A 26,872-nucleotide genomic window follows, 5' to 3' on the forward strand; every position below is an offset into this window, starting at 1 on the left:
GGCCCCGTCCGGCCGGCGAGCTTCTGCTTCCTGCCGCGCGTGTTGGGGTGCAGGGGCTGTCGGGGCTTCCGAGTGCGCCGGCGGTGCGTCCGCGTGGGCTGCGCGCTGGTCCGGGTCCTGTGCGCCTCCGGGTGTGCTCATGGCAAACCCTCTCTGGGGAGCGTGGCGATGCGCCTGCACCATCACAGGGCTCGCCGCGCTCGTGCATCACCCCGTCGAGGTGAGGCCGCCGGGCTGCCGCAAGGGTTGTCCGGCTACGACCCCAGCTTCGTCCATCGCCCTTCGGAGATCACCTCGACTGAGCCGTCGAGGACCTTGATGGCCGTCTGCTCGTCGATGGCGTAGGCCGGGACGCCGATTTCGGCGGCCCACCGCTGGGCGTCGGCCAGGGTGTTGGTGGGAAAGAGGTCCAGGTGCGGGAAGATCGAGAAGTCGACGACGCCCAGAGTGCGGTCGTCCGGCGCGGACCGCCACTCGACGAAGTACGAGCCGATCCGCGGCGTCAGCACCATGCTTCCGGCGCTGACGCCCACCCAGACCGTGTCGGGCAGCGAAGGCAGCAGATCGGCCAGCCCGGACTCCCGCATCCAGTGACACAGGTACGTCGCGTCGCCGCCTTCGACCAGGAGCACGTCCGCCTCCCGGACCCAGGGTACCCATCGCTCCGCGCCGATGGTGGGCAGCGCGGTGAGCTCGAGGACCCCGAGCGACGCCCAGCCCAGGCCGGAGAAATGCTGCCAGGTGGGCTCGGCGGCGACGAACCCCCGCACCGAGGTCGGACCGCACATCGGATGCCCCCACTGCGCGGTCGGGACGCAGAGGGCGTGACACTCGGAGATCGGCTTGCCGAGAAGCTGCACGAGCGCCGAGCGGATGCTCGGGTTCGTGACGCCGCCTGAGGTGAGCAAGAACTTCAACGGTGCCTCCGGATTCGCGCGCGGAAGGTGGATGTCCCTGAAGATCAGGAACAGATCGTAGTCCGCGCGTCCGGTTCGCCGGCCTCGTCGGAGAACTCGGCCACGGGACCAGCGGCTTACACTGTCGTGCGTTGTCCTGCTCGTTGTCACCGCTGTGCTCGCGCGTGCGGAAGGGAACCAGGGAATGCAGATCCAGATCAGCACAGACAGAAACCTGCGCGGCGGCGCGGATGTGATCCAGGGCTTCGAGGCCGATCTCGAATCCAAGCTCGCGCGGTTCAGCGACCGCCTCACCCGGGTGGACGTCCACCTGAGCGACGAAATGGGCGGTGGTACCGACGGCGAAGACCTGCGGTGCGTGATCGAAGCCTTCCCGGCCGCGCGAGAGCCGGTCGTCGTCACGAACCGCGCCGGCTCGGTGCACGACGCGTTCAACGGCGCGGTGTCCCGGATCGAGCACGTCCTCGCCGGCCTGTTCGGCCGCACCGGCCACCACAAGGGCGGCGACTCCATCCGGCACCTGCCGAGCGACGACCACCGCTGAGCAGGTCTTCCGGAGCTAGACTCTGCCGATGAGCGAACGCGTCGAAGTCACCCGGACGGGGCCGATGGAGTATCGCGCTGTCGTGCAGGACGGGTTGGACACCACGCAGCACCGGATCACGATGTCGCATTCGGTGCTCGACGATCTGCTGATCCCGGACCTCGACACACACGCCGTGGCGCGGGAGACGGTGAAGTACCTGCTCGACCGCGAATCCGGCGACGAGCTGCCGGAGGACATCGACCTGGATCACCTCAGCAACGAAAACCCCGACTTCATGGCCGAGCTGAAGGCCCGGCTGACGAACTAGGCGCACCGGGGGCGCCGTGAAAAGCCACCTGAGCCCCGTCACCCGGCCGGGCACCCGCCGGTCCGCTACGCCAGGGCCATGCCCGGCACGCGGGCGCGGATGGCGTCGAGCTCGGCCTCGTCGGAGATGCCCTGCCAGTCGTGGCGCGGGGTGTACGGCGTGATGAGCGTGCGGACCTCGTCGTCGGTGAGGGTGAGGTCCAGGGAGGCCACGGCGTCGTCGATCTGCTGCACCGAGCCGGCGCCGACGAGCGGGGCGGTCACCACCGGCTGGCGGTGCAGCCAGGCCAGCGCGATCTGGGCGCGGCTCACGCCGCGGGCGGCGGCCACCGCGCCGACGGCGTCGACGATCGCGCGGTTCGACGCCTCTTCCGCGGGCGAGTAGAGCAGGTCGGCGTAGTCGCCGTCGGTCGCGGCGCGCGGGGTGGCCTTCGCGTCGTCCCAGGCGCGGGCGAGGCGGCCGCGCGCCAGCGGGCTCCAGATGATCGTGCCGACGCCCTCGTCCAGGCACAGCGGGATCATCTCGCGCTCCTCCTCGCGCTGCAGCAGGTTGTAGTGGTTCTGCATGGACACGAACCGCGCCCACCCGTGCTCGCGTTGCAGGTGCAGGGCCTTCGCGAATTCCCAGGCGTGCATGGAGGACGCGCCCAGGTAGCGCACCTTGCCCGCCTTCACGAGGTCGGAGAGGGCCTCGAGGGTCTCCTCCAGCGGTGTGGCGTGGTCGTTGCGGTGCACCTGGTACAGGTCGAGGTAATCGGTGCCGAGCCGCCGCAGCGAGTGGTCCACTTCGGACATGATCGCCTTGCGCGAGAGCCCCCGGCCGTTCGGACCGGGGCGCATCGGGTGGCGCAGCTTGGTGGCGATCACGACGTCGTCGCGGTCCGCGAAGTCCTTGAGCGCGCGGCCGAGGATCTCTTCGCTGGACCCGTTCGAGTACATGTTGGCGGTGTCGAAGAAGTTGATGCCGGCCTCGAGCGCGTGCTTGATCAGCGGACGGGCGTCCGGCTCGCCCAGCGACCAGACGGGGTGGCCGCGGTCCGGCTCGCCGTAGGTCATCGCGCCGATCGCGATGGGCGAGACGTCGAGGCCGGTGGTACCGAGCTTCACATAACGCATGAGCGGGGGTCTCCTGTCGAGGCAAACTCGCGGAGGATTCTCCGCGAGTACTCTCGAAACTAGCGGAGGATTCTCCGCGAGTCAAAGGTGGGGCATGATCGGAGCCATGACCGACGGGACGCCGGGCACCTACGGCACACAGCGCAAAGCGGCCGCGCGCAACCGGGTCGCGATCATCGAAGCCGCGCACGAGCTGTTCGCGCAGAACCCCCTCGTGCCGCTGAGCGAGGTCGCCAAGCGCGCCGGCGTCGGCGCCGGGACGCTCTACCGCCACTTCCCCACCCGCGAGGACCTGATCCTGGGGGCCTACCAGCACGACATCGAGCGCCTCACCACCACCGCCGACGAGGTCCTGGCCCGTCAGCCGTCGGCGAAGGCCGCCTTCATCGAGTGGTTCGAGACGCTCGCCGCGTACATCCGCATCAAGCACGGCCTCGGCGACGCCCTCCACAGCGCCGCGGCGCAGGAGTTGATCACCGCCTCCTGGGCCCCGGCCACCGCGGCGGTGACGAAGCTGGTCGACGCCTGCGTCGCCGAGGGCACCATCGCGCCGGGCCACGACCCGGCGGACATCATCCTGCTGATGAGCTTCCTGTGGCGAGTCCCGAACAACGACACCGGCGCGGCACAGGGGCGGCGTCTTGTCGCGGCGGTGTTTTCGGGGTTGGCGGCACCGCCGCAGGCGAGCTGAGGCGTGGTGGCGTTTTCGGGCGGGATCCGTCGACGGCGATCGCCTGGCCGGTCGGGTCGCCGCGGGGTCAAGGGTCAAGAAAGGGATGCACCGGCTTCGGCTTCCTTTGCGGGAAGCACTACTCAACGACACGAACCTCGCCGGGTTCAAAACGAGGCCTTCGCATCCCGTAGATCTCCCAGGCCGCCTCGGGAGCCAGCTGGGCCATTCGCTCATCTGGCACATCAGGCACGACGTATCCGTTCCGAGCAGCGTGCCAGACAAACTCCGGGTCGAGTTCCAGGTGATGCTTTTTGACCAAGTACGGCAGATCGAGTCGCCACACCCAAACCCCGTCGGTCATCAGCGACGAGCCACCCGAAACACCGGAACCGTCGTTGGCTATGACGTCGCTGGTGCCCTCCATGATGGCGATCAAAAAATGCCCGCCCTGCAGGTACGCGACCACATTGCTCTCACAGGGAGCCCGGTTCCTGCAGATCACCTCGAATATGCTCCCCTGGAACACATCGGGCCTCCGCTCTTCGAGCTCGGAGAAGAAGCCCACCCTCCTGAAACTCACCCGTTCATCCTTCCGACGGCGCAACCAGAGGTGACCACGTAAGTCGTTGCAAGGCAACGGCGTGAGGGTCACCTCGAGGACAGCGCCGGGATGATCTCCTTCGCGATCACGTCCGCGTGCCGGGCCTGGTCGTACAGCGGGGTGAAGAGGACGAGTTCGGCGCCGGCGTCGATGACCTCGCGGACGGCGGTGACGCAGTCGTCCGGGGTGCCGGCGATCGCGGCCGCCTCGATGGCGGGTGGGAGGCCGCCGTAGACGCCGGTGAGTTCGGCGTTGACGCGTTCGCGGGCGAGGGCGGGGTCGGATTCGACGGCGATGTAGACGCGTTTGGCGATCTCGAAGTCCGGGCGGGGGCCTTGCGCGCGGACGAACCGGACCTGCTCGGCGAAGTCGGCCGTCGGGGCCGAGCCCGCGCCGAAGAAGCCCGTGCCGAGGTCGAGGGCGCGCCGCAGCGCCTTCGGGCCGCTGCCGCCGAACCACAGGGGCGGATGCGGCTTCTGGAACGGGCGGGGCGTGATCGTCGCGCCGGACAGCTGCCAGAACTCGCCGTCGTGGTCGACGCCGTCCTGCGTCCAGAGCTTCTTGACCAGCTCGACGCCCTCGGTGAACCGCGCCAGGTAGCGCTCGGGCCGCATGCCGAACGCCGGGAACGGCCGGTTCTTGCCGCCGGAGCCGACGCCGACCTCCAGGCGCCCCCGCGACAGCTGGTCGAGGCTGCTGGTGCTCTTCGCCAGCTGGGCGGGGATCTGCAGCGTGGACACGAACACCGTGCAGCCCAGGCGCAACGTGTCGGTGCACGCGGCGGCGAACGTCATCGCCTCCAGCGGGCTCAGCTGCGGGCGCTTGCCGAACACGGCCTCCTGCGTCCACGCGCTGTGGAAGCCGGCCGCCTCCGCTCGCTGCAGATAGTCCCGGAACGCACCCGGGTCGAACGAGCCGTCGGCGTAGTACTGCGGAATCGCGATCGCGTACCTCATGATCACCGATCCTACGGCCGGCGCGCCTCAGGTGCCCGAACGCAGCGCCTCCACCGGTTCCAGGCGCGCGGCCCGCATCGCCGGGTACAGGCCGGCGAGCAGCCCCACCAGCGCACCCGTCACCGCGGGGCCGCCGCGAGGGACAGATCCAGCACCGGCGTCCCGCCGTTCACCGCCGACACGACCACCACGGCGATGATCCCCGCGCTGCTGCCGAGCAAGCCGCCGAAAACCCCCACGGTCACCGATTCCAGGAGGAACTGCGCCAGCAGCGAGTCGTGACCGTTGGGGCTCAACACGATCGGCGCCTGGCGGGCGATGAGGCTCGCCGCGCCGAGGTCCGTGCGGATGAGGACCTTCGTCGGCCAGCCGGTCGGCCGAGTGACGAAGCGAAAAAGTTGATCCACGGCAGCGGCCCGCCACACTGGGTGGGGCGCCCGCACCGGGCGTCGCCGGCAACCTCACACACCCCAGGTGATCACGATGCACGAAGTGACCGGGCTCCTCCGCGAGTACGACCGGGCCCGCGCCTACACCGACCTGCTGTGGAAAGACCTCAGCGCCGACGAGGTGACGTGGCGCCCGCACGAGAACTCCAGCGCCATCGGCTGGCACCTCGGCCACCAGGCCCACGTGGCCCACTTCATGGTCCGCAACCTCACCGCCGCCGAGCCGAGCCCCGACCCCGAGCTCGACGGGCTCATGGACTCGGCGCAGCCCGAGCAGTTCCGCGGCGCGCTGCCGACGGTGGAGCGGCTCACCGCGTTCCGGGAAACCGTCGCGGCCCGCGTCCACGCGCGGCTCGGCGCCATCGCCGGCGGCCAGGTCGGCGCGCCCGACCAGCTCACCGTCGTCGGCCGGCACCTGCTGATCGCGCTGATCAACCACGAGTACCAGCACGACCAGTGGATCGGCGAGGTCCGCTCCGAGAACCTCGGGCACGCCCTGCCGCCGGACCCCGACACCGACCAGGTGAAGCGCCTCGACGGGTATCTGGTCCTCGACGCCCTCGGGTGACTCGCGAATCACTCCGCGAGGCTTCGGGCGACCGTGAAGTGGTGTTCGCCGCGCGGGTTTTCGAGTTCGTCGAGCACCGCGAGCGCGAGGTCGGGCGCGGAGATCCGCGAGTCGCCCGTCCCGTCGGTGAGGAGCGTGGTGCGCCCCCGCCGGTAGCCGCCGGTGTGCGTGCCCGGTTCGAGGATCGCCGGCGGACTGAGGTACGTCCAGGCGTCGTGGGGATGGTCCCGGCAGACGCGGAACTGGTCGAGACTGGCCTGGGCGATGGTCTTCCACTCGGCGGGGACGTAGGCGGGATCGTCGATGACGAGGCGGCCGGCGTCGTCCGGGGAACGCAACGGTGCCGAGCCGCCCACCACGAGGACCCGGGTGCCGCAGCGCTGCGCCGCGTCGAGGAAGCCGTGGGTCAGGGGCGCCAGCAGGTGCTCGCGGCCGGGGGCGAGGCGGACGGCGAGGACGGCGGCGTCCGCGGCGGTCAGCACCGGCGCCAGGTCCTCGGTTCGCCCGACGTCCAGGGCGAGCACGCTGAGCCGGCCGTGGTCCGGGGCGGGCGGCCGGCGCGCCACGGCGGTGACGGTGTGCCCGCGGGTGAGGGCCTCGGTGACGACGGCGCGGCCGGCCATTCCGGTGCCGCCGAAGACTGCGATTCTCATGACAGGCTGGTTTCCTTCTTGTTCGGTGGATTGAGCTGCCCGGCGACCGTCGCGGTGAGGGCGAACGCGAAACCGGCGAGCTGGACGAGCGTGAGTGCTTCCCCGGCCACACCGGCGCCGAGGACCGCGGCGACGAGCGGCGAGAGCAGCCCGAGCAACGCGGTGGCGGTGACCGGCAGCCGGCGGATGCCGGCGAACCAGAGCGTGTAGGTGAGCAGCGCGCCGACGAGCCCGAGCCACAGGTATCCGCCGACGGCCGGTCCGTCGATGTCGCCCGGAACACCGTCGAACACCAGGGCCGGGATCAGGAGGAAGAGCCCGGCCGCGGTGAGCTGCCACCCGGCCAGGCCGAGCGCGCTGACGTCTTCGGGCCGGCCCCAGCGTTTCGTCAGCACGACGCCGGTGGCCATGGACGTGGCACCGGCCAGGCCGGCGAGGATGCCGACGGGATCGAGCGCCGCGTCGGGCCCGAGGACGACGAGGGCGACGCCGAAAACCCCGACGACACCCCAGGCGACCCGCCAGGTGGAGAGCCGTTCGCGAAGGATCGCGACCGCGAGGAACGCGACGACGACCGGCTGCGCCGCGCCCAGCGTCGCCGCGACCCCGCCGGGCAGGTGCTGCGCGGCCAGGAAGAGCAGCGGGAAGAACGCCCCCATGTTCAGCACTCCCAGTACCGCGCTCTTCCACCACCACGACCCGTGCGGCAGGCGGCGCGCGAGCAGCAGGGCGATCAGCCCGACCGGCAACGACCGCATCAGCGCCGCGAACAGCGGATGCCCGGCCGGCAGCAGGTGGGTCGTGACGAGGTAGGTGGTGCCCCACACCGCGGGTGCGAGGGCCGTCAGTGCGGTCCACCCGACGCGTGTGGCGGCGGGACGTGCAGTCGTGGTCACCGGTCCATCGTCGGCCGGTGGGACCGATGAGTCCAACACATGGATGTCATCGCAGCAATGAACAGCGATAATCGGTGCATGGAGTTCCAGCAGATGCGGTACGTCGTCGCGGTGGCCGAGGAGCGCAGCTTCACCCGCGCCGCCGAACGTTGTTTCGTCGTGCAGTCCGCGCTCAGCCACCAGATCAAGGCGCTGGAGACGGAGCTCGGCCTCACGCTGTTCGCGCGGACGAGCCGGCGCGTCGACCTCACCGCCGCGGGCGAGGCGTTTCTCTCGGCCGCGCGCGCGAGCCTGGAAGCGGCGGACCGCGCGGTCGCGGACGCCGCCGCCGCGACCGGGCAGGTCCGCGGCACCCTGACGATCGGCGTGATCCCCACCGTCACCGCCCTCGACTTGCCCGCCGCGCTCGGCGGTTACCACCGGGCGCACCCGGCCGTGCGCATCAGGCTCCAGAGCGGCGGCAGCGCCGAGTTCATCACCGCCATCGCCGAGGGCAGTGTCGACGTCGCCCTTCTCGGGTTGCCCGAGCCGACGTCCGCGAAAGGAGTGGCCACGCGCGAGCTGGCGCGCGAACGCCTCGTCGCCGTCGTGTCCGCGGATCATCGTCTCGCGGGCCGCCGCCGGCTGAAACTGGCCGACCTGGCCGGTGAGACCTTCGTCGACTTCCCCGCCGGCACCCCGGGCCGCATTCCGTCCGACCGAGCGTTTCAGGCCGCCGGCGTCCACCGCGAGGTCGCCTTCGAGGCCATGAGCCCCACCCTCATCCTCGACCTCGTGCGGCACGGCCTCGCCGTCAGCCTGCTCTCGCCCTTCGTCGTCGCGGCCGACGCGGACCTGCGCAGGATTCCGGTGAGCGACGGCCCGAGCCGCATCGAGTACCTGGCGTGGAGCTCGTTCAACCCTTCCCCTGCGGCACAAGCGTTTCTGGATCAGGTACGGCCGCGGTGAGCGTTCAGTCGAGGTGACTCAGGCCGGGCCACAGCTGCGCCCAGGTGCCGTGGGGTTGGCGGCACAGGTAGATCGCCGCGTGGTTGGTGGTTTCTTCGTTCGGGACGCCGCCGGGGGTGGTGACGGGGGCGATCTCGCGGACGTCGGACCAGAAGCGGCGCAGGTAGTCCGGGCCCCACTCCCCCACGCAGAGCACGGTGTCCGGGATGCCGGCGGGCGGGCCCCACAGGAGGTAACCGTTGTGGGCGCTGGAAACCGGCAGCCGCAGGCCCGCGTCGGGACCGAGGAGGGTCAGGGCGCCGGCTTCGCCGTAGTTGCTGGTGAAGACGCTTGCGCCGGGCGGCAGGGTGTCGGCGACGGCGGTGACCTGGTGGACGAAGTCGGGCCAGCCGTAGGTCTCCACCAGTTGCGGGTTGACCGAGGCGAACACGCGTTCCGCGCTCACCGGCAGCACGGGCAGTCCGATCAGCACGGCGAACACCCCGGAGAGCGCGATCGCGACCTGCCATCGTCGCGGGGTGACCGCGGCCCGGGTTTCGGCCCACACCCCGCCGGCGGCGAACAAGCCGAGCAAAGCCGGCGCCGCGTAGTAGCTCTTGCCGCCGCCCGCGGTGAAGACGACCAGAGCGGTCACCGCGACGACCAGCACCCACCGGTGCTCACGATTCCCCGCCAGCCACCGCACGCCGAAGATCCACAGGGCGATCAGCGGGGGGCCGGCGAGCACCAACAGCAGCAGCGGCACGTTCGGCAGCGCCCCGAGCGGACCGCCTTGCTCGGCCGAGAGCACGCCGGCCATGCGGAACTGCGCCCAGCTGTGCTGCGCGTTCCACACCACGTTGGGCGCGACCAGAAGCGCGGCCAGCGCACCGGCCAGCCACGGCCCGGGCGTCCGCAGCACGCCGCGGCGGAACAGCGCCAACCCCACGACGATGCCGAGCAGCAGCACCCCGACGGTGTACTTGTTCTCCAGCCCGACCCCGGCCACGGCACCGGCCAGGAGCCACGCGCGGACGGTGCCCGACCGCAGCGCCCGCGCCACCGTGACGAACACCGCCGCCCAGGCCAACTGGTCCGTCACCGTGGTGCCGAACAACATCGAGCCCGCCACGAACACGGGGCACGCCGCGACCGCCGCGGCCGTGATGGTCTGGGCGCGAGCGCGGCCGCCGAACTCGGCCGCCAGCTTGGCGGCGAGCACGACGCAGCCCAGCTGCGCCGCGATCGCGAGCAGCCGCAGGGGCAGCACACCGCCGGGCAGGTCGGCGGCCAGCCGCGCCAGGAGTGGCGTCAACGGCGGCTGGTCCGGGTAACCCCACGCGAGGTGCCGGCCGGAGATCACGTAGTAGAACTCGTCGCGATGCCAGCCGAAGCGCGCCGCCACCGCCAGGTGCACGCCACCGGCGACGGCGACCACCGCCAGGATCGGGCGCCACGCCAGCCGCCCCGCGGGGGCGACCGGTCTGTCGGTTTCGAGCTTTCCCGTGTCATGCATGGCTTCACGCCTTCCGGTCAGACGGGGACGGGGTACGAACGCGACGGTGATCCGAGGCCGGACCGTGGCCCGGCGGGCGCGGGAGGCCGGTGTGCCCCTCGCGAACTTTCCACTGCCGCGAAGGACATCTCGACCCTCCACTCAGGACGAGGGACGGGACACGAACACGCCGGGACCCGAGGGCGGACCGTGGCCCGGCAGACGCGGACTGTCGGTCCGCCCCTCGCGAACCTTCCCCTTCCAGGAGGGATATCTCGACCCTCCAGTCAGGGCAAGGAACGGGCGCACGAACACCGCCAGGATCCGAAGGTGAACTGCGGCCCGGCAGACGCGGGCTGTCGGTCCGTCCCTCCCGAACTTTCCCTTGCCACGAAGGACATCTCGACCCTCCGGTCAGGACGGGGACGTGGTACGAGCGCAGCCGGGATCCGAGGGCGGACCGTGGCCCGGCGGGCGCGGACTGTCGGTCCGCCCCTCCCGAACTTTCCCTTGCCACGAAGAACATCTCGACCCTCCGGTCAGGACGGGGACGTGGTACGAGCGCAGCCGGGATCCGAGGGCGGACCATGCCCCGGCCGGCGCGGACGGCCGGGCCGCCCCTCCCGAACGTTCTCTCGCCACGAAGGACATCTCGGCCTTCCAGTCAGGACGAGAGACAAGGCACGAACGCAGCCAGCACCCCGGGGCGGACCGTGGCCCGGCAGACGTGGACGGCCGGTCTGTCGGGTTCGCGCTTTCCCGTATCGTGCATGGCTTCACGCCTTCCGGTCAGAACGGGGACGGGGTACGAACGCGGCGGTGATCCGAGGGCGGACCGTGGCCCGGAGGCGCGGACGGCCGGTGTGCCCCTCGCGAACTTTCCGTTGCCACGAAGGACATCTCGACCTTCCGCGGTCAGGACGAGGGACGGGGTACGAACGCCGCCAGCACCAGGTGGCGCACGGTGGCCCGGCAGGCGTCGTCGGTGAGGTGGGCGGAGTCGGGGTCGCCGAGGCGGTGCCAGGCGAACCAGGCGATGGTCTCGACGATGAAGCGCGCCGCGGCCGGGATGTCGGGGACGGCGCCCAGCGCGCCGGAGCGGGTGCGCCGGGTGAGGTAGTCGGCGAGCTGGTCGAGCATGCCCCGGCGCCGTTGGACGAAGTAGTACTGGGCGAGTTCGGGCAGGTCGGCGGCGCACCGTTCGACCAGGGCGAGCAGGTGGCGGTTGCGTTCGATGAAGCCGTAGAGCTCGTCGACGATCGCGCCGAGCTCGTCGGCGACGGGTCCCTGCCGCCTGCCGGCGGCCGCGGCCAAGGCGGGGAGGCCGCTGCCGTCGGTGGCCCAGCCGTCGATCAGCGCCACGATCTCCTCCGGCGTCGGCGTGGGCACCGGGGTCGCCAAGGCCTCCAGGGCGTCCGGCCGGATCAGGCGCAGCAAAGCCAGGTACAGCAACGCTTCCTTGCTCTTGGCGTAGGTGTAGACCGCGCCGTGGCTCAGGCCGAGGGCCGCGGACACGTCCGACACCCCGGCTGCCTGGTAGCCCTTGGCCAGGAACACCCGCGCCGCCGCCTCGGCGATCTCCCCCACTGGCCGCGCCGTCACTCTCCCTCGCACGAGCCCAGTATTGATTGACTGACTGAGTCAGTCAAGAGTTCGGCGCACTACAATGGGCCAGAACGAAGGGGGGCGGTCAGATGACAACGAAGAACCCGGTCGCATTGGTGACCGGCGCGGCCGGGGGCATCGGCGCCGCCGTGTGCCGCGCGCTGGCCGCACAGGGGCACCGCGTCGTGGTGCACGACTTCGGCAAACCCGAGGCGGGCGACGCCCTCGTGTCGGAGCTGCCCGACGCGGTGTACGTCGACGGCGACATCTCCGACCCCGCGGCGGCGCCGCGGCTGGTGGCGGCGGCCGTCGAGCGGTGGGGCCGGCTCGACGTGGTCGTGAACAACGCCGGCATCGCGCGATGGATCCCGCACCGGGACCTCGACGCCGTACCGGACGAGTGGTGGGACCAGGTGCTCGGCGTGAACCTGCTCGGCCCGTGGCACCTCTCGCGCGCGGCCGCGCCCGCGTTGCGAGCGAGCCGCGGCGCGATCGTCAACGTCGCATCGGTGGCCGGGTTGACGGTGAGCGGCAGCTCGATCCCTTACGCGGTCAGCAAAGCGGGGCTGATCCACCTGACCAAGCTGCTGTCCGTCGCGCTGGCACCGGAAATCCGCGTCAACGCGATCGCGCCGGGCTACATCGACACGCCACTGACCCACGACTGGACCGACCTGCGCGACAACGCCGGCGCGCGGGCGCCACTCGGCCGACTGGGCGCGCCCGAAGACGCGGCGGCCGCCGTGCTGAGCCTGCTGAACAGCCCGTACACGACTGGCGCCGTGCTGACCGTCGACGGCGGCCTGAACCTGGCCTGAACCCGGCCTGAAAGCTCAGCCGAGCCAGGTGATCAGCTCGTCCATCGGCAGCTTCGCGCGCTTGCCGGCACTGCCGCTCGGCGGCGCGCCCGGGTCCTCGGCGGAGTAGCCGAGCGTCAGGACGCCCGTCAGCACGACGTCCTCGGGAAAGCCGGTGAGCGCGTGGACCGCGTCGAACTGGCCCTGGTCACCGAGGCCGAAGAAGCCCGAGGCGAGCCCCTCGTCGGTGGCGGCGAGTTGCAGCAGGGACAGCAGCGCACCGCTGTCGAACCACCAGTACGGCACGGGCCACGCGTATTCCGCACCGTCGTCGTCGGTTTTGTCGGCTTCCTGGTAGCGCGCGTGGTAAGACGCTTCCCGGATGCCGACGGCGATGTGCACCGGCGCCTTCGAGATCCACGCGGGAAGGCCGAAATCGACGTACGGCTGCTCGGCGATCTCGGCGATGCGAGCGCGGACGTCGGGCGCCGTGATCACCGCGAGCCGGTGCCCCTGACTGAACCCGGCACTCGGCGCGCGCCGGACCACCCGCACCACGCGGCGCAGGACGTCTTCGGGCACGGGGTCGGACCGGTAGGCCCGGATCATCCGGCGGTGGCGCAGAACCTCGGAGAACTCCATGCGATCAGCATGGCGCAAGATCCACCGCGCCCGCTGGAGTTTCGAAATCAGTCGAACCGTGACCCGCGAGCAGCCGAAACCGGTGCCGATTGACGGACAACTCGACAAGTGTGAAATTTTTCTCCGTGACCGGTTACGCGCCAAACGATCGCCCGCCCGACAGCTTTTCGTTGTTGTTGAGCCAAGATCTCCCCACCGACTGACGCCGATTTGACATGACACACTGTCGCGTTACCGCTACGCCGCCAGTTGATCTGTGTCGCTTCCCACGGACTCTGTACACATGTCGTTGCTTGTTCTTAACCTCGTCGTGCTTTCGCGGTGACCTGCGATCCACCCCCGAGGATCAGCGGCCGGAAGCCACCGCGAGACTCCGGCAGACGCGGCCCCTCCCCGGGCGCGGAGCCGGGCGTGCGGTGTGAAAAAGAAGGAGCCCACCCCCGTGGGGCGACACAGCAAACCCAGCCACACCAAAACCGTCCTGAAACGCACCGGCGCCACCGCGGCTCTCGCGGGCGCCACGCTCGGCGGCATCGGCCTCGTCGGCGCCGGTCCGGCCAACGCCTTCCCCGGGCAGGCCGGACTGGTCAAGTGCGAGAGCTCCGGCAACCCGACCGCGGTCAACAACACCGCGGCCGGCCAGCGCGCCGGACGTCCGGCCGGTCTGTTCCAGATCGTCACCAAGACCTGGCTCGCGAACGGCGGCGGCCAGTTCGCGCCGACCGCGGACAAGGCCTCCCCGGCCCAGCAGCAGGTCGTCGCGGACCGGATCTACGCCAAGTCGGGTTCGGCGCCGTGGGAGTGCAGCACGGGCTCCGGTCCGGCCGGCTTCGGCTCGTTCTCGGGCCAGCTGAGCACCGGGTCCGCCGACAGCGGTGCGGCCACCGGCCACAGCAAGGCCAAGGCGGCCAAGCCGCAGGCGAAGACCAAGCTCAAGGCCAAGGCGAAGCCGCAGGTCAAGCCGCAGGTCAAGCCGCAGGTCAAGAGCGCGCCCGCGACCGGCGCGACGCGGTCGAACCCGAACGGCGACTACACCGTCGTCGCGGGCGACACCCTGTCGGGCATCGCCGCGCGCACCGGCGTCGCCGGTGGCTGGCAGCACCTGCAGCAGCTGAACTCGGCGTACGTCCCCGATGCCAACCTGATCCTGGTCGGGCAGAAGATCGCCACGAAGTGACCCCCGTCCGCGTCCGCGCCGCTTTCCCCCGGGCGCCGCGGACGCGGGCGGCGAGCCACCGCGGATCCCCCGCCGCGGGTGCGCTCGGGCACCTTCGGCGAGTTCGCGGCGGAAGGCGCGCGGGGTAAGCGGGCTCTCGTCGTGGGAACACCGGCCCGCCTACCCCGCACGTCCCCGCCGGCAGCCCACGGCTTTACTCACCAAACAGACGTCAGGTAGTTTCGCCCCAGCCGACAGAAGCGGGGTGGGGCGGTGCAACGCGCGGTGTACGACGCCGAACACGAGGCGTACCGGGACAGCGTCCGGCGGTTCGTGGCGGCCGAGGTGGTTCCGCACCGCGAGCGGTGGGAAGCCGCCGGCCGGGTCGACCGCGAACTGTTCCACGCGGCGGGGAAAGTCGGGCTGCTCGGCATCTGCGCACCCGAGGAACACGGCGGAGGCGGCAGCGCGGACTTCCGCTTCAACGCCATCCTCAGCGAGGAGCTGGCCGCCGCGGACGTCTTGGGCGCCGGGCTCGGCTTGTCGCTGCAGGCCGACATCGCGTTGCCCTACCTCGTGGACCACTGCACCCCCGAGCAAGCCGCCCGCTGGCTGCCCGGCGTGGTCGCCGGCGAGACCGTCCTCGCGCTGGCGATGACCGAACCCGGCGCGGGTTCCGACGTCGCCGCGATCACCACGCGGGCCGTGCGCGACGGCGAGCACTACGTCGTCAACGGCGCCAAGACCTTCATCACCAACGCCCTCAACGCCGACCTCGTCATCACCGCGGTGAAGACCGACCCCGCGGCGGGCCGCAAGGGCATCTCGCTCCTGGTCGTCGAGACCGACCGCGCGGGCTTCCGCCGCGGCGCGAAGCTGGCCAAGGTGGGCCAGCACGCCGCCGACACGGCCGAGCTGTTCTTCGACGACGTCCGCGTGCCCGCGGCGAACCTCCTCGGCGAGGAGGGCCGCGGCTTCTACCTGATGATGAATCACCTCAGCCAGGAGCGCCTCGCCGTCGCCGTGCAGGCCACCGCGCAGGCGCGCCGGGCCTACGAGCTGTGCGTGGAGTACGCGAAGAGCCGCGAGGCGTTCGGCAGTCCGATCGGCTCGTTCCAGCACAACCGGTTCGTGCTGGCCGAGATGAAGACCGAGACCGAGATCGCGCAGTCCTACGTGGACCGGCTGCTGCTCGCCCACAGCCGCGGCGAGCTGGACGCCGTCGAGGCGGCGCAGGCGAAGTGGTGGACCACCGAGCTGTGCCGGCGGGTCGTCGACCGCGGCGTGCAGCTGCACGGCGGCTACGGCTACATGGCCGAGTACCCCATCGCCCGCGCCTGGACCGACAGCCGGATCCAGACCATCTACGCGGGCACCACCGAGGTCATGAAAGAGATCATCGGCCGTTCACTGGGTTTCTGACCCGGGCGGGCGACAGCGGGCGTCTTGGATGTGGCCCTGCCCACTGCTAAGCTCGGCCACCAAACGACCGGTAGATTCAAGTGAGGCGACGATGCCCGACCTGACGATGCGCGACGGCACCCGGCTGCACGTCCGGGACGAAGGAGCCGGCCCCACCCTGCTGCTCCTGCCCGGCTGGGGTGTCTCGACGTGGTGGTTCCGCAAGCAGTTCGCGACGCTCACCGCCTCGTTCCGGGTCGTGTCCTACGACCCGCGCGGGCAGGGCGAGTCGGACAAGACCACCCGCGGCCAGCGCACCGCGCGGCTGGCGGCGGATCTCGCCGAGGTCGTGGCGTGGACGGGCGACGAGCCGGTGCACCTGGTGGCCTGGTCCGGCGGTGGCTCCACGGCCCTGCAGTACGTCGAGCTGTTCGGCACCGAGCGCCTGCGCACGCTGACGCTGGTGGGCGCGAGCCCGAAGCTGCTCAAGTCCGAGGGCTGGGACCTGGGGTTCGCCGATCTCGACGGCCTGCTGGGCTGGGTCGGGCTGGTCGGCAGCGACTTCGGCGCCGCGGCGGAAAGCCTGCTGCCGGCGTTCTTCGCGGCCCCGCTCGCGCCGGAAGACCGCGAAGCCACGCTGGCCGAGATGCGCCGCTGCGATCAGGCGGCGATGGCGCTGGCGTCGTGGGACTTCATCATCCAGGACTACCGCGACGTGCTGGCGCTCATCAACGTCCCGACGCTGGTCGTCACGGGCGCCGACGACGTCGCCGTGCCGGCGGGCAACGCGCCCTACCTGCACGAGCACATCGCCGGGTCCCGGCTGGAGATCATCGAGCGGGCCGCGCACTGCCCGTTCCTGGAGCAGCCCGAGCAGTTCGACACCGTGCTGCGGAAGTTCCTCGACGCCTGACGCTCCCCCGCCGCGGGCCGGGACCACCCGGCTCGCGGTGAGTCAGCTTTCCGAGGCCGTGGTTTCCTTGCCCCGCTTGGGTTTGGCCGGCTTCTCGACCGGCAGCACGCCGTCGGCCGCGAGGCTGTGGACGATGAGATCCGCGAAGTGCTCGCCGATCTGCTTCGGCGTGAACTCGCCCCCGGGCCGGAACCAGCGGTACACCCAGTTCACCGACCCGAGGATCGACAGGCTCGCCAGCTTCGGGTCGATGTCCGCGCGCACCAGGCCTTCGGCCTTGCCCTTCTGGACCAGGTCGAGGAACACCGAGCGGTACGCGTGCTCGCCGCCGAGGATCTCGGCCTGCCGTTCCTCCGGCAGCGCCGCCATCTCGTGCAGGAACACGGTGGTCCCGGTGAGGTTGTTGCACATGTGGTCGACGTGCCCGATCACCACGTTGCGCAGGCGCTGCAACGGATCGCCCGGCCGGCTCGCCAGTTCGACGATGTTGGCGAGCCCCTGGCGGTGGACCTCGCTCATGACCTCGAAGAGCAGGTCTTCCTTCGAGTGGATGTAGTAGTAGAGGCTTCCCTTGAGCAGCCCCAGCCGGTCGGCGATGTGCTGCAGCGAAGCGCCTTCGTAGCCTTTTTCGTAGAAGACCTCGGTGGCGACGGCGAACAGCTCCGCCCACCGTTCCTCACGGGGCTTGCGCGAACCACCGCCGCGCCGCTCCGCCCTGCCCGCCGGCTGCCGCACCCGGACCACCCTCATTCGTGAGCTTCGCCGCCGGGCGCACTGGGCACGAGCGGACCTTTCGAAACCATCAATCTACCAAACGACCGATTAGTCAACCACCGGCCGAGGTCCCGCGGGTGGCGATCACGCTACCGTCGGCAAGCGGCCGGCCTTCAGACGGCGAGTCCCGTGTCGGCGCCGGCGTTGATCGCGCGCACGAAGTCGGCCGGCGTTTCGGCGTCGCCGAGGACTCGGACGTCGACGCCGTCGGCCGCGAGCTCGGCGGCGACCTGGGGTCCCGTCGCGCGCCAGCCGATGGCCAGCGCGACGAGATCGGCCTCGACGGTCTCTTCGGCGGCGGTGTCCTCGTCGGCCGGGCGCCAGCGCACCAGACCCGGCTCGATTCCGACGACCACGGCGTTGGTGAGAACGCGAACCCCGTCGTGGCGCAGCTGTTTCACCAGCTCCCGCCGCGTGATTGCCTCGATGCCGCGGCCGATGCTGCCGCGCATCTCGACGATCGTCACCTCCGCGCCCCGGGCGCGCATCAGCTCCGCCGCCTCACAACCGGTCGCGCTGCCGCCGACGACCACCAGCCGGGTCCCGGCCGCCACGTCGATCTCCCCGCGTAGTAGCCGCTGCGCGTCGTGCACGTCCGGCCCGTCGATGCCGGGCACGGGCGGCACCCACGGAACCGCGCCCGTCGCCACGACCACGACGTCCGGCCGCTCCTCGGCCACCGTCGCCGCGGAGACCGGTGACGACGTGCGGATCTCGACGCCCAGCTCGGCCAGCCGGCGCGCCTGGAAATCCCGGAACCGCAACACTTCCCGCTTGCTCGGCGCCGCTCCCGCCACGGACAGCTTGCCGCCGAGCGCGTCGGCGGCCTCCCACACCGAGACGTGGTGCCCGCGCAGCCGGGCGATCCGCGCGGCCTCCAGCCCCGACGGCCCGGAGCCGACCACCAGCACGTTTCGCGCCGCCGCGGCCGGCTCGACGGACCACGTGAGCTCACGGCCCACCTCCGGGTTCACCGAGCAGCGCGCCCGCTCGCCCCGCCCGACCAGGTCCACGCAGGCGTTGCACGCGATGCACGGGCGCACCTCGTCCAGCCGGCCGGCGCGCACGAGGTCGGGCCAGTCCGGTTCGGCGATCAGGCCGCGCCCGAGCAGCACGAGGTCGGCGTCGCCGGAGGCCACGATCTCGGCGGCCAGCGCCGGGTCGTCCAGCCGGCCGACGGCCATGACCGGCACGGACACGGCTTGGCGCACGGCCTGGACGAGCGGGCGCATGTGGCCGCGCGGCACGGCCATCGGCGCCAGCGTCTCGTGCAGGGTCAGCCAGGTGCCCGAAGACACGGAGATCGCCGCGACGCCCGCGTCCTCCAGCAGCTTCGCCACCGTGACGGCGGAATCCAGGTCGAAGCCGCCGGGTTCGGCGTCGGTCCCGTTGAGCCGCCAGACGAGAGGGAGGTCGACGGCCGCGACGATCGCGCGCGCCACCTCGAGGGAGAACCGGGCGCGGTTTTCGAGCGGCCCGCCGTAGCCGTCGGTGCGCAGGTTGTGCCGGGGCGAAAGGAAGTTGGACGGCAGGTACCCGTGGGCGCCGTGCACCTCCAGGTAGTCGAAGCCCGCCTCGGCCGCGAACCGCGCCGCCCGCGCGTAGTCGGCGACGATCCGCTCGATCTCGGGCCCGGTCAGCTCGTGCGGAGTGGGCGCGGCCGAGTTCAGCGGGACCGGCGACGGCGCCACGGACGGGCCGGCCACGACCTGGCGGCCCGGGTGCATGAGCTGCACGCCGACCACGGTTCCGTGCGGGCGCACCGCCTCGACGATCCGCCGCAGCCCCGGCACGTACTCCGGCGCGCACAGCCGCGGCTCGGGCCCCACCGTGTCCGCGGAAACCAGGCAGCCCTCGACGGTGATCGCGCCGACGCCACCCTCGGCGCGGCGGCGGTAGTAGGCCACGGTGTCGTCGGTGATGTGGCCGTCCTGGTCCAGGCACGTGCCCATGGGCGCCATCACGAGCCGGTTGCCGAACGTCAGCCGCCCCACCCGAACCGGCGTGAACAACACGTCCGGCGCGCTCACCGGAGGATCCGCAGCGCCGCGACGGGGCAGGCCTCCACGCCCATCTCCGCGGTGTCCTCCTCCCCCGGCGGCACCTCCTGCTCCGCGGCGACGCCCGAAAATCCGTTGTCGTCGAGGGGGAACAGGTCCGGGTCGATGATGTAACACTGCGCGTGGCCCTGGCAGACGCCGGGCACCTGGCCGATCTTCACGCGGTCCTCCCGGCGCCGTGCGTGACGGGGAGCGTCTCCATGGCTCGCGACGCCAGGCTCGCCTTCCACTGTGGATCGCCGGCGAGCGCGAGCCCGGGGATACGGGCGAGGATCCGGCTGACCGCGATCCGCGTCTCCATCCGCGCGAGCTGCGCGCCGATGCAGGCGTGGATTCCCTTGCCGAACGCCAGGTGCGGGTTGGGCGCTCGGCCGAGGTCCAGGGAGTCGGGGTCGGTGAACTTCGCCGGGTCGCGGTTGGCGGCGGCCAGCACGAGGTGGACGCGTTCCCCGGGCGAGATCGTCCGGCCGCCGACCTCGGTCTCCGCGACGACCCAGCGGATCAGGACCTTGATCGGCCCGTCGAACCGGAGCAGCTCCTCGACCGCGGGCCCGATCAGCGCCGGATCCTCGCGCAGGCGGTCGAGCTGGTCCGGCCGCCGCAGCAAGGCCAGCAGGGAGTTGGCGATGGAGTTGGTCGTGGTTTCGTGGCCCGCGAACAGCAACAGGGCGCACATGGCCACGAGCTCGTCGTCGGAGAGGTGGTCGGCGTCGCCGTCGTGGGCCATGAGCGCGGAGAGCATGTCCTCACCCGGGTCGGTGCGGCGCTTCGCGATGAGCTCGCGGATGTAGGCGTCCATTTCGCGCAGGCCGCGCAACGCCCGCTCGTGGCGCTCGGCCCGCGCGGTGCCGCCGGCGCCGAACGCGACCAGCGCGAGCTCGTCGGACCACTCGCGGAAGCGGTCGCGGTCCTCGGGCGCCGCGCCGAGCATCGTGGCGATCACGGTGGTGGGCAAGGGATACGCGATGTGCTCGATCAGGTCCTGCGCGCCGGAGTCGCGAAGGAAACCGTCGATGTGCTCGTCGACGATCCGGGTGATCATGCCGTCCATCCGCGCGATCCCCTGGCCCTTGAACGCGCCCGCGGCCAGCTTGCGCAGCCGGGTGTGCGCCGGCGGGTCGGAGACGACCATCCAGCTCGCCATCAGCCCGAGCACCGCGGTCGTCGCCTCCGGTTGGCCGGGCCGCTCGGCGCGCGCGGCGAGCAGCGGCCGCACCCGGTCGCTGGAGAACGCCTTGTTCTGGAACGCGGCCGAGACGTCATCGTAGCGCGTCAGCAGCCACGCGCCGTGCTTGTCGCTCCAGTGCACCGGGTCCGCGGCACGCAACTCGCGGAGCACCGGGTACGGGTCGGCGCTCGCCGAGGGCTCGAGCAGGTCGTCGGGGACGGCGTGATTTTCGGCGGCAGTGTGATTTTCGGTGACAGCGGGGTTTTCGGTGGCAGACATGAGTGTCCTCTCAGGAGCCGGCGGCGGCCGGCTGCGCGAGGCCGCGGGCCAGCCCGAGCCGGTCGCGGACGATCCAGCCGCCGATCCGGCCTCCCGCGACGGAGACCAGACCGACGAGGTGCAGGGTCGCGGGCGTGCCGACGGCCGCCTCGCCGCCGTCGGGACCGAGCCCGCCGGCGTAGGCGCCCGTGGCGGTGATCCGGAACGCGACGTGCTCGCCCGCGGAGAACAGCTCGTCGACACTCGACGTGACGTCGGTGAGCAAGGCGGGCCCGGCGTCGCCGTCGTCGAAGCGGATGGCGGCGGAGTCCTGGGGCTGAACGGCCCCGCCGGCCGCGATCCACTGCCGCACCAGGGATTCTGCCGCGGGGTTCGCCGGTTCGGCTTCGGTGTCCCACGGCGCCGACGCGGGCGCGTCGACCGGCGGCGGGTTCCCGGAGCTCAGCTGACGGCGGCGGGAGAGGTAGTCCTGTTCGACGAAGTTCGTCTCCAGCCGGCGGCCGTTCCAGCCGTACAGCCCGATGCCCGTCCACACGGCGACGCGCCCGTCGCGGGCACGCCGGCCGTGCTCGGAGAATCGCAGGGCCAGTTTCCGGCCGTCGGTGACGATCGAGTGGACCGTCAGGCACAGCCCGGGATACTGCTCGAACTGCCGCTGCGCCGCCGGGATGTACGCGTCGTCGCGCCCGGCGACCTCGTGCGGGCCCATGCGCAGGACGTAGCCGGGTTCCATGATCTCCGCGCACACGGACACGTCGTGGCGGTTGGTGTAGTCGTTGACGTAGCGGCGCATCAGCGCCACGAAGGGATCCGGGCGGGCGATCATCAACGGCCCTCGAACTTCGGCGGCCGCTTGCCCAGGAAGGCGGCGATGCCCTCCGCGGCGTCGGCGGTGGCGTGCAGGGTGGTGAGCGCGGCGGTCGAGTGGTCGAACTCGCCGCGGTCGACACCGCGGTTGACCAGGTTCTTGCCGCTGGCCACGGCGAGCGGGGCCATCGCCGCGAACCGCCCGGCGAGCTCGCGCGCGGCGCTCATCAGCTCGGCGGCGGGAACCACCTTCTGCGCCAAGCCGATCCGCAACGCCGTGGCCGCGTCGACCCGTTCGCCGCCGAACATCATGAGCTTCGTCCAGTGCCGCCCGATGACCGACGGCGCGCGCAGCACCCCGAACCCCGGCACCAGCCCGACGCCGCACTCCGGCATCCCGAACGTCGCCGTGTCGGCGGCCACCACCACGTCGCACGCCAGGGCCAGTTCGCACCCGCCGCCGAGGGCGAACCCGTTGACGGCCGCGACGATCGGCAGCGGCGACTCCTCCACCGCGGCGAAGGTGCGCATGCAGTCCTGCTGGAACTCCCGTTTGGCCACCAGGTCGGTCAGGTCGGCGAAACTCGCGATGTCGCCGCCGGCCGAGAACGCCTTGTCGCCGGCGCCGGTGATGATCACGGCGCGGGTGCGGCCGTCGGCGGCCAAGTGGGACAGCGCTTCCCGCAGCTCCGGCCAGAATTCGCGGCCCATCGCGTTGAGCTTGCCCGGGGTGTTCAGGGTGAGCACCGCGACCGCACCCGGGCCGTCGCCGGTGTCGTCGACCTCGACGCGCAGGGTGCGGGCCGCGGCGGGATTCCAGGTGCTCACGCAAGTCCTCCCGAGGTGATCTCAATGCTCGTCGCGATGACCTCCCGCGTGCGGGCGGGCTCGATGACGTCGTCCAGCGACAGGTGCGCGGCGGCCTCCCACGGCTCGGCCTCGCTGATCCACTCCTCGGTCAGCTCGACGACGAGTGCCGCGTGCGCTTCGGGCCCTTCTTCGGCCAGCACGCGTTCCAGCCGGCGCCGGTGGATGGTGCGGATGCCGGTCTCGGGCGCCATGAACCCCAGCTCCGCACTGGGCCACGCGTAGAGGAAATCCGGTTTGGTCGGGCGCCCGCCCATCGCGAAGTGCCCGCCGCCGTAGGCCTTGCGCAGCACCACGCCGACCTTCGGCACGGTGGCCTCGGCGATGGCGGACACGAGCCCTTCGTAGCCGTGGAGGATGCCACCGCGCTCGGCCTGGGTGCCGATCATCAGGCCGGGCACGTCGTGCAGGAACACCAGCGGCAGGCCGAACGTGTCGCACAGCTTCACGAACGTCCGCTCCTTCGCCAGCGTCGGCGGCTCGAGTGCCCCGGCCCGCACGATCGGCTGGTTGCCGATGAGCCCGACCGGCCGCCCTTCGATCCGGGCCAGGGCGCACAGCAGGCTCGGCCCCCAGCCGTCGGCCCACGGCAGCACACTCGCCTCGTCGGCGATGCACGCGAACACGTCGCGCATGTCGTAACCCGAGCGCGGGCCGAGGGGCACGATCGACTCGAGCTCACGCGGGTCCCGGGCCGGCGGCCGCGGCGGCGCGAGCGGCGGCTTCAGCGTGGAATTCTGCGGCAGGTAGGAGAGAAACGCGGCGATGGCGTCCATCGCGTCGGCCTCGGTCTCCACGACGAGGTGCGCGTTGCCCGCTTCCGTCGCGGCGGCCGGGCCGCCCAGCTCGGTGTCGGTGACCTTCTCGCCGATCGCCGGCTCCACGACCGACGGACCCGAGAGCGCGATCGACCCGCTGCGCACCATCACCACGAAGTGGGCGGTCGAGGCGTGCAGGGCGGAGTCGCCGTAGCTCGGGCCGAGCACGGCCGCGGCTCTCGGCACCACCGGCTGACCGGGCGGGGGCTTGAGGAACGTGGTGAAGTCCAGGGGAAGACCGGAAAACCGCCAGCCGGAGACGTCCGGCATCCGGCCGCCGTCGGCGTCGCACAGGAGAACGAGGGGGAATCCGTGGCGTTGCGCGTGCTCGATGAGCCGGCCCTGCTTGCGCATGCTGATGGGCGCGGTCGTGCCGGCCACCACGGAGGAGTCGATGCCGATCACGCCGATGCGCCGGCCGTCGAGCAGGCCGAAGCCGGTCACCACGGCGTCGCCGGGAATCGGCTTCTCCCGGCGCAGCTCCGGCAGCGCGAGCGCGCCGATCTCGAACCACGAGCCGGAGTCGACGAGCAGCTCGATCCGCTCCCGCACGGGCAGCCGGCCGGATTCCCGGTGCCGGCGCAGGCCTTCCGGCCCGCCGCTGGCGTGGGCCGCCGCCTGCTTCTCGCGGAGGACGGCGAGCCGGTCGGCCATCGTGACCTCGGCCGGTTCGGCGGTGTCGTCACCCGAGTCGTCGCGCACGGTGCTCCTCGTCGTCACGGGACCTCCCCTGGCCGGGATCGGGTGGTCCGTCCCCGGAGCCGACCCTAGACTATCAGACGACTGGTTGGTAGACAGTTCTCCACGGGGTGCTCGTCGTCCGCGACGGAACCCCCAAGACGGGTGTGCAGCGACACCACGGACGTGAGGGAAACCGACATGCCAGAGGCGACCGTCCTGGTGGCGAACCGCGGTGAGATCGCCGTGCGCGTCATCCGCGCGTGCCACGAACTCGGCCTGCGGGCCGCCGCCGTCCACAGCGACGCGGACGCCGGCGCGCTGCACGTCCGGCTCGCCGATGAAGCCCACCGGATCGGGCCGCCGCCGGCACGAGCGTCCTACCTGGACATCGACGCCGTGCTGGGCGCGGCGAAGGCGGCCGGCGCGCGCCTCGTGCACCCGGGTTACGGCCTGCTGAGCGAAGACGCCGCGTTCGCCGAGGCGGTCACCGCGGCGGGGCTGACGTTCGTCGGGCCGTCCGCGGCGGTCATCGCGCGGATGGGCGACAAGGTCGCGGCGCGCGCGGTGGCGGAGAAGTGCGGTGTGCCGGTGCCGCCGGGCACCGCGGATCTCACCGTCGAACAGGCGGCGGCCGAGGCGGACCGGATCGGGTTTCCCTTGGTGGTCAAGGCTTCGTTCGGCGGCGGCGGGCGGGGCATGCGCGTCGTGACGTCGGCCGACGGGCTCTCCGAGGCGATGGCCGCGGCCGCGCGGGAGGCGGGCGCCGCCTTCGGCCGGCCGGAGGTGCACCTGGAGCGCTACCTGCAGCCGGTGCGCCACGTCGAGGTGCAGGTGTTCGGCGACGCGCACGGCACGGTCGTCCACCTCGCCGACCGGGACTGCTCGGTGCAGCGCCGGCACCAGAAGCTGATCGAGGAGGCACCGGCGTTCGGCCTGCCGGACCGCGTGCGGACCGCGCTGCGGGAGGCGGCCGTGGCGCTGGCGGGCGAGGTCGGTTACGTCGGCGCGGGCACGGTCGAGTTCCTCGTGCTGCCGGAGACCGGCGAGTTCTTCTTCCTGGAGATGAACACCCGGCTGCAGGTCGAGCACGGCGTGACCGAGCTGGTGACCGGCCTGGACCTCGTCACGGCGCAGCTGCGGGTCGCGCTCGGTGAGCCGCTGCCGTTCACGCAGGACGACGTGGTGGTGCGCGGACACGCGATCCAGGCCCGCATCGCGGCGGAGGACCCGTCGGCGGGCTTCCGGCCGGCGCCGGGCACCGTGACCGGTCTGGCGTTGCCGCTGGGGCCAGGAATCCGCAACGACTTCGGCGTCGAAGCCGGCGACGCGGTGCCGGCGATGTACGACTCGCTCTTCGGCAAGGTCCTCGCCCACGGCACCGATCGCGACACCGCACGGCGCCGGCTCGTGGGCGCGCTGGGCGAGCTGCGGGTCGCGGGTCCGCCGACGACCGCGCCGTACCTGCGCACGATCCTCGAATCGGCGTCGTTCACGGAAGGCAGGCACGACACGGGATCCGTCGAACGCGAGTGGGTGCCGGCCGCGGCTCCCCCCGGTCCCGCCGCTCCCCCCGATCCGCCTGCCGCCGCGACGAACGCCGTGCCCGCCCGGCTGGTCCGGATCGCCACGGACCGCGGTCCGGTCGAGATCGCGGTCTACGGGCGCGCCGCGCGGCCGGGAGTGGTTGCCGCGCTGTCGGAACGCCCGGCGCGCGACAGCGGATCCGGCAGCACCGCGGGCGCGACCGCCGGCGGACCGCCGACCGCGCCGATGGACGCCACCGTGGTCGAGGTCCGGGTCGAGCTCGGGCAGGAGATCGCCGCGGGTGACGTCGTCGCGGTGCTGGAGGCGATGAAGATGGAGATGCAGGTGCGCACCGACGTCGGTGGTGTCGTCGGGACCGTCCTCGTCTCCGCCGGCACGTCCGTCGCCGCCGGGGCTCCGCTGATCACGCTCGGCTGAGCCCGGCGGTCACCGCTGCGGCGCGGCGACGATCGGGACGTCCGGGCCGCCGCCGTCGACGAGGATGCGTTGCGCCGTCAGGTAATCGGCGTCGGCGGAGGCGAGGAACGCCACCACGCCGGCCACGTCCTCGGGCCGCGCCACACGGCCGAAGGGGTAGCGCGCGTCGAGGTCGGCGATCGCCGGCGCGCCGGAGGCCGCGACGAGCCGCTCGCCCATGTCGGTCGCGACCAGGCCGGGCGCGACGATGTTGACGCGCACGCCGTGCGGCCGCTCCTCGTGCGCCAGGGTCCGCGCGGCGGTCTCCATCGCGGCCTTCGCCATCGTGTACGCGGCACCACCCGCCGGCGTGGTCTCGACGATCGCGCTCGACACCACGATCACGTCACCCCGGGCCGCGGCGCGAAGCCCCGGCAGCAGGGCCCGGATCAACGCGAGCGGTCCCAGCGTGTGCACCCGCAGCAGCCGCAGGTACTCCTGCTCCTCGGTGTCCGCGATCGGCGTGCCGCGGCTCGCCGTCCCGGCGTTGCTCACGAGCAGGTCGACCGGGCCGAGGTCGGCGCGGACCCGCTGCACCATGGCGCCGACGGCGGCCTCGTCGTCCACCGAAGCGCGGTAGGCGACCGCGGTCCCGCCCTCGGCCGCGATCCCCGCCACGACCTCCTCGGCCGCGCCGGCGTCACGCCGGTAGTTGACCGCGACGGCGGCACCGTCGGCCGCCAGCCGCGTCGCGATCGCGCGGCCCACACCGCGCGAGCCGCCGGTCACCAGGGCGATGCGGCCCGCCAGCGGCGTGGCGTTGCGGGACATCGGAAACTCCTCGTCGTCGATCGGGCGG

Annotated in this window: 28 protein-coding genes; 10 read left to right on the forward strand and 18 right to left on the reverse strand. The window is 72.0% G+C overall.

Features of this window, described 5'->3' with window-relative positions; all coding sequences use genetic code 11:
- Positions 1–254 precede the first annotated feature (254 nt).
- Positions 255–917, reverse strand: coding sequence for a Type 1 glutamine amidotransferase-like domain-containing protein (locus tag ACFY1H_RS24405; RefSeq protein WP_366581285.1), 663 nt, complete (start codon positions 915–917; stop codon positions 255–257).
- A 184-nt stretch (positions 918–1,101) separates the two neighbouring features.
- Here ACFY1H_RS24405 and ACFY1H_RS24410 point away from each other — a divergent pair, with 184 nt between their 5' ends.
- On the forward strand, positions 1,102–1,461 hold the full coding sequence (locus ACFY1H_RS24410; RefSeq protein WP_366581283.1) for an HPF/RaiA family ribosome-associated protein: 360 nt from the start codon (positions 1,102–1,104) through the stop codon (positions 1,459–1,461).
- Positions 1,462–1,489: 28 nt separating this feature from the next.
- The gene (locus tag ACFY1H_RS24415; protein ID WP_366581281.1) at positions 1,490–1,771 is read left to right on the forward strand and encodes a hypothetical protein; all 282 of its coding nucleotides are present in this window, start codon (positions 1,490–1,492) and stop codon (positions 1,769–1,771) included.
- Positions 1,772–1,836: 65 nt separating this feature from the next.
- Here the strand turns inward: ACFY1H_RS24415 and ACFY1H_RS24420 are convergent, their stop codons facing one another.
- On the reverse strand, positions 1,837–2,886 hold the full coding sequence (locus ACFY1H_RS24420; protein ID WP_386949847.1) for an aldo/keto reductase: 1,050 nt from the start codon (positions 2,884–2,886) through the stop codon (positions 1,837–1,839).
- A 106-nt stretch (positions 2,887–2,992) separates the two neighbouring features.
- Here ACFY1H_RS24420 and ACFY1H_RS24425 point away from each other — a divergent pair, with 106 nt between their 5' ends.
- Positions 2,993–3,577, forward strand: a complete 585-nt coding sequence (locus ACFY1H_RS24425; protein WP_366581277.1) for a TetR/AcrR family transcriptional regulator — start codon at positions 2,993–2,995, stop codon at positions 3,575–3,577.
- 118 nt (positions 3,578–3,695) lie between these two features.
- Here the strand turns inward: ACFY1H_RS24425 and ACFY1H_RS24430 are convergent, their stop codons facing one another.
- From ACFY1H_RS24430 to ACFY1H_RS24440, 3 genes are all read right to left on the reverse strand, one after another.
- Entirely contained in the window at positions 3,696–4,139 is a 444-nt protein-coding gene (locus tag ACFY1H_RS24430) for a hypothetical protein (protein ID WP_386949850.1), read from the reverse strand.
- A gap of 68 nt (positions 4,140–4,207) precedes the next feature.
- Positions 4,208–5,116, reverse strand: coding sequence for an LLM class flavin-dependent oxidoreductase (locus tag ACFY1H_RS24435; RefSeq protein WP_366581273.1), 909 nt, complete (start codon positions 5,114–5,116; stop codon positions 4,208–4,210).
- A 119-nt stretch (positions 5,117–5,235) separates the two neighbouring features.
- Positions 5,236–5,523: a hypothetical protein gene (locus tag ACFY1H_RS24440; protein ID WP_386949853.1), complete on the reverse strand. Its 288-nt coding sequence runs from the start codon at positions 5,521–5,523 to the stop codon at positions 5,236–5,238.
- 76 nt (positions 5,524–5,599) lie between these two features.
- Here ACFY1H_RS24440 and ACFY1H_RS24445 point away from each other — a divergent pair, with 76 nt between their 5' ends.
- Positions 5,600–6,133 carry a DinB family protein gene (locus ACFY1H_RS24445; RefSeq protein ID WP_366581269.1) on the forward strand — a complete coding sequence of 178 codons (534 nt, stop codon included), beginning with the start codon at positions 5,600–5,602 and terminating at the stop codon, positions 6,131–6,133.
- Positions 6,134–6,141: 8 nt separating this feature from the next.
- Here ACFY1H_RS24445 and ACFY1H_RS24450 read toward each other — a convergent pair whose 3' ends face one another.
- Positions 6,142–6,786 carry an NAD(P)-dependent oxidoreductase gene (locus ACFY1H_RS24450; protein ID WP_386949856.1) on the reverse strand — a complete coding sequence of 215 codons (645 nt, stop codon included), beginning with the start codon at positions 6,784–6,786 and terminating at the stop codon, positions 6,142–6,144.
- Complete coding sequence (locus ACFY1H_RS24455) at positions 6,783–7,682, reverse strand: EamA family transporter (RefSeq protein WP_386949858.1); 900 nt, start codon at positions 7,680–7,682, stop codon at positions 6,783–6,785. The genes ACFY1H_RS24450 and ACFY1H_RS24455 overlap by 4 nt, the downstream gene beginning before the upstream one ends.
- A gap of 78 nt (positions 7,683–7,760) precedes the next feature.
- Here ACFY1H_RS24455 and ACFY1H_RS24460 point away from each other — a divergent pair, with 78 nt between their 5' ends.
- Entirely contained in the window at positions 7,761–8,630 is an 870-nt protein-coding gene (locus ACFY1H_RS24460; RefSeq protein ID WP_366581263.1) for a LysR family transcriptional regulator, read from the forward strand.
- 4 nt (positions 8,631–8,634) lie between these two features.
- Here ACFY1H_RS24460 and ACFY1H_RS24465 read toward each other — a convergent pair whose 3' ends face one another.
- Together ACFY1H_RS24465 and ACFY1H_RS24470 are read right to left on the reverse strand one after the other, a co-directional pair.
- Positions 8,635–10,125, reverse strand: coding sequence for a glycosyltransferase family 39 protein (locus ACFY1H_RS24465; protein ID WP_386949861.1), 1,491 nt, complete (start codon positions 10,123–10,125; stop codon positions 8,635–8,637).
- An 894-nt stretch (positions 10,126–11,019) separates the two neighbouring features.
- The gene (locus ACFY1H_RS24470) at positions 11,020–11,718 is read right to left on the reverse strand and encodes a TetR/AcrR family transcriptional regulator (protein ID WP_386949864.1); all 699 of its coding nucleotides are present in this window, start codon (positions 11,716–11,718) and stop codon (positions 11,020–11,022) included.
- Between the two features lie 80 nt (positions 11,719–11,798).
- Here ACFY1H_RS24470 and ACFY1H_RS24475 point away from each other — a divergent pair, with 80 nt between their 5' ends.
- Positions 11,799–12,527, forward strand: a complete 729-nt coding sequence (locus ACFY1H_RS24475; RefSeq protein ID WP_386949867.1) for an SDR family NAD(P)-dependent oxidoreductase — start codon at positions 11,799–11,801, stop codon at positions 12,525–12,527.
- 15 nt (positions 12,528–12,542) lie between these two features.
- Here the strand turns inward: ACFY1H_RS24475 and ACFY1H_RS24480 are convergent, their stop codons facing one another.
- Positions 12,543–13,148, reverse strand: coding sequence for a nitroreductase family protein (locus ACFY1H_RS24480; protein ID WP_386949871.1), 606 nt, complete (start codon positions 13,146–13,148; stop codon positions 12,543–12,545).
- 442 nt (positions 13,149–13,590) lie between these two features.
- Between ACFY1H_RS24480 and ACFY1H_RS24485 the strand changes: the two genes are divergently transcribed.
- The 3 genes from ACFY1H_RS24485 (at position 13,591) to ACFY1H_RS24495 (ending at position 16,618) form a co-directional block, all read left to right on the forward strand.
- Entirely contained in the window at positions 13,591–14,325 is a 735-nt protein-coding gene (locus ACFY1H_RS24485; protein WP_386949874.1) for a transglycosylase family protein, read from the forward strand.
- A gap of 252 nt (positions 14,326–14,577) precedes the next feature.
- Positions 14,578–15,726: an acyl-CoA dehydrogenase family protein gene (locus ACFY1H_RS24490; protein ID WP_386949877.1), complete on the forward strand. Its 1,149-nt coding sequence runs from the start codon at positions 14,578–14,580 to the stop codon at positions 15,724–15,726.
- A 91-nt stretch (positions 15,727–15,817) separates the two neighbouring features.
- Positions 15,818–16,618 carry an alpha/beta hydrolase gene (locus ACFY1H_RS24495; protein WP_366581251.1) on the forward strand — a complete coding sequence of 267 codons (801 nt, stop codon included), beginning with the start codon at positions 15,818–15,820 and terminating at the stop codon, positions 16,616–16,618.
- A gap of 42 nt (positions 16,619–16,660) precedes the next feature.
- Here the strand turns inward: ACFY1H_RS24495 and ACFY1H_RS24500 are convergent, their stop codons facing one another.
- From ACFY1H_RS24500 to ACFY1H_RS24530, 7 genes are all read right to left on the reverse strand, one after another.
- On the reverse strand, positions 16,661–17,353 hold the full coding sequence (locus tag ACFY1H_RS24500; protein ID WP_366581249.1) for a TetR/AcrR family transcriptional regulator: 693 nt from the start codon (positions 17,351–17,353) through the stop codon (positions 16,661–16,663).
- A 152-nt stretch (positions 17,354–17,505) separates the two neighbouring features.
- Positions 17,506–19,422, reverse strand: a complete 1,917-nt coding sequence (locus tag ACFY1H_RS24505) for an FAD-dependent oxidoreductase (protein WP_366581247.1) — start codon at positions 19,420–19,422, stop codon at positions 17,506–17,508.
- Positions 19,419–19,613, reverse strand: coding sequence for a ferredoxin (locus ACFY1H_RS24510; protein WP_366581245.1), 195 nt, complete (start codon positions 19,611–19,613; stop codon positions 19,419–19,421). Before ACFY1H_RS24510 ends, ACFY1H_RS24505 begins: the two co-directional genes overlap by 4 nt.
- Positions 19,610–20,899 (reverse strand): cytochrome P450, encoded by a 1,290-nt coding sequence (locus tag ACFY1H_RS24515; protein ID WP_366581244.1) that lies wholly within the window; start codon positions 20,897–20,899, stop codon positions 19,610–19,612. The genes ACFY1H_RS24510 and ACFY1H_RS24515 overlap by 4 nt, the downstream gene beginning before the upstream one ends.
- A 10-nt stretch (positions 20,900–20,909) precedes the next feature.
- Positions 20,910–21,725 carry a nuclear transport factor 2 family protein gene (locus tag ACFY1H_RS24520; RefSeq protein ID WP_366581243.1) on the reverse strand — a complete coding sequence of 272 codons (816 nt, stop codon included), beginning with the start codon at positions 21,723–21,725 and terminating at the stop codon, positions 20,910–20,912.
- The gene (locus ACFY1H_RS24525) at positions 21,725–22,534 is read right to left on the reverse strand and encodes an enoyl-CoA hydratase/isomerase family protein (RefSeq protein ID WP_386949884.1); all 810 of its coding nucleotides are present in this window, start codon (positions 22,532–22,534) and stop codon (positions 21,725–21,727) included. The genes ACFY1H_RS24520 and ACFY1H_RS24525 overlap by 1 nt, the downstream gene beginning before the upstream one ends.
- Positions 22,531–24,111 carry a carboxyl transferase domain-containing protein gene (locus ACFY1H_RS24530; RefSeq protein WP_366581240.1) on the reverse strand — a complete coding sequence of 527 codons (1,581 nt, stop codon included), beginning with the start codon at positions 24,109–24,111 and terminating at the stop codon, positions 22,531–22,533. Before ACFY1H_RS24530 ends, ACFY1H_RS24525 begins: the two co-directional genes overlap by 4 nt.
- A 159-nt stretch (positions 24,112–24,270) precedes the next feature.
- Between ACFY1H_RS24530 and ACFY1H_RS24535 the strand changes: the two genes are divergently transcribed.
- Complete coding sequence (locus ACFY1H_RS24535; RefSeq protein WP_366581238.1) at positions 24,271–26,034, forward strand: biotin carboxylase N-terminal domain-containing protein; 1,764 nt, start codon at positions 24,271–24,273, stop codon at positions 26,032–26,034.
- A 9-nt stretch (positions 26,035–26,043) separates the two neighbouring features.
- Here the strand turns inward: ACFY1H_RS24535 and ACFY1H_RS24540 are convergent, their stop codons facing one another.
- Positions 26,044–26,844: an SDR family oxidoreductase gene (locus tag ACFY1H_RS24540; RefSeq protein ID WP_366581237.1), complete on the reverse strand. Its 801-nt coding sequence runs from the start codon at positions 26,842–26,844 to the stop codon at positions 26,044–26,046.
- Positions 26,845–26,872 lie beyond the last annotated feature (28 nt).

Origin of the sequence: Amycolatopsis sp. NPDC001319 (genome assembly GCF_042896185.1) — a bacterium.
GTDB lineage: Bacteria > Actinomycetota > Actinomycetes > Mycobacteriales > Pseudonocardiaceae > Amycolatopsis.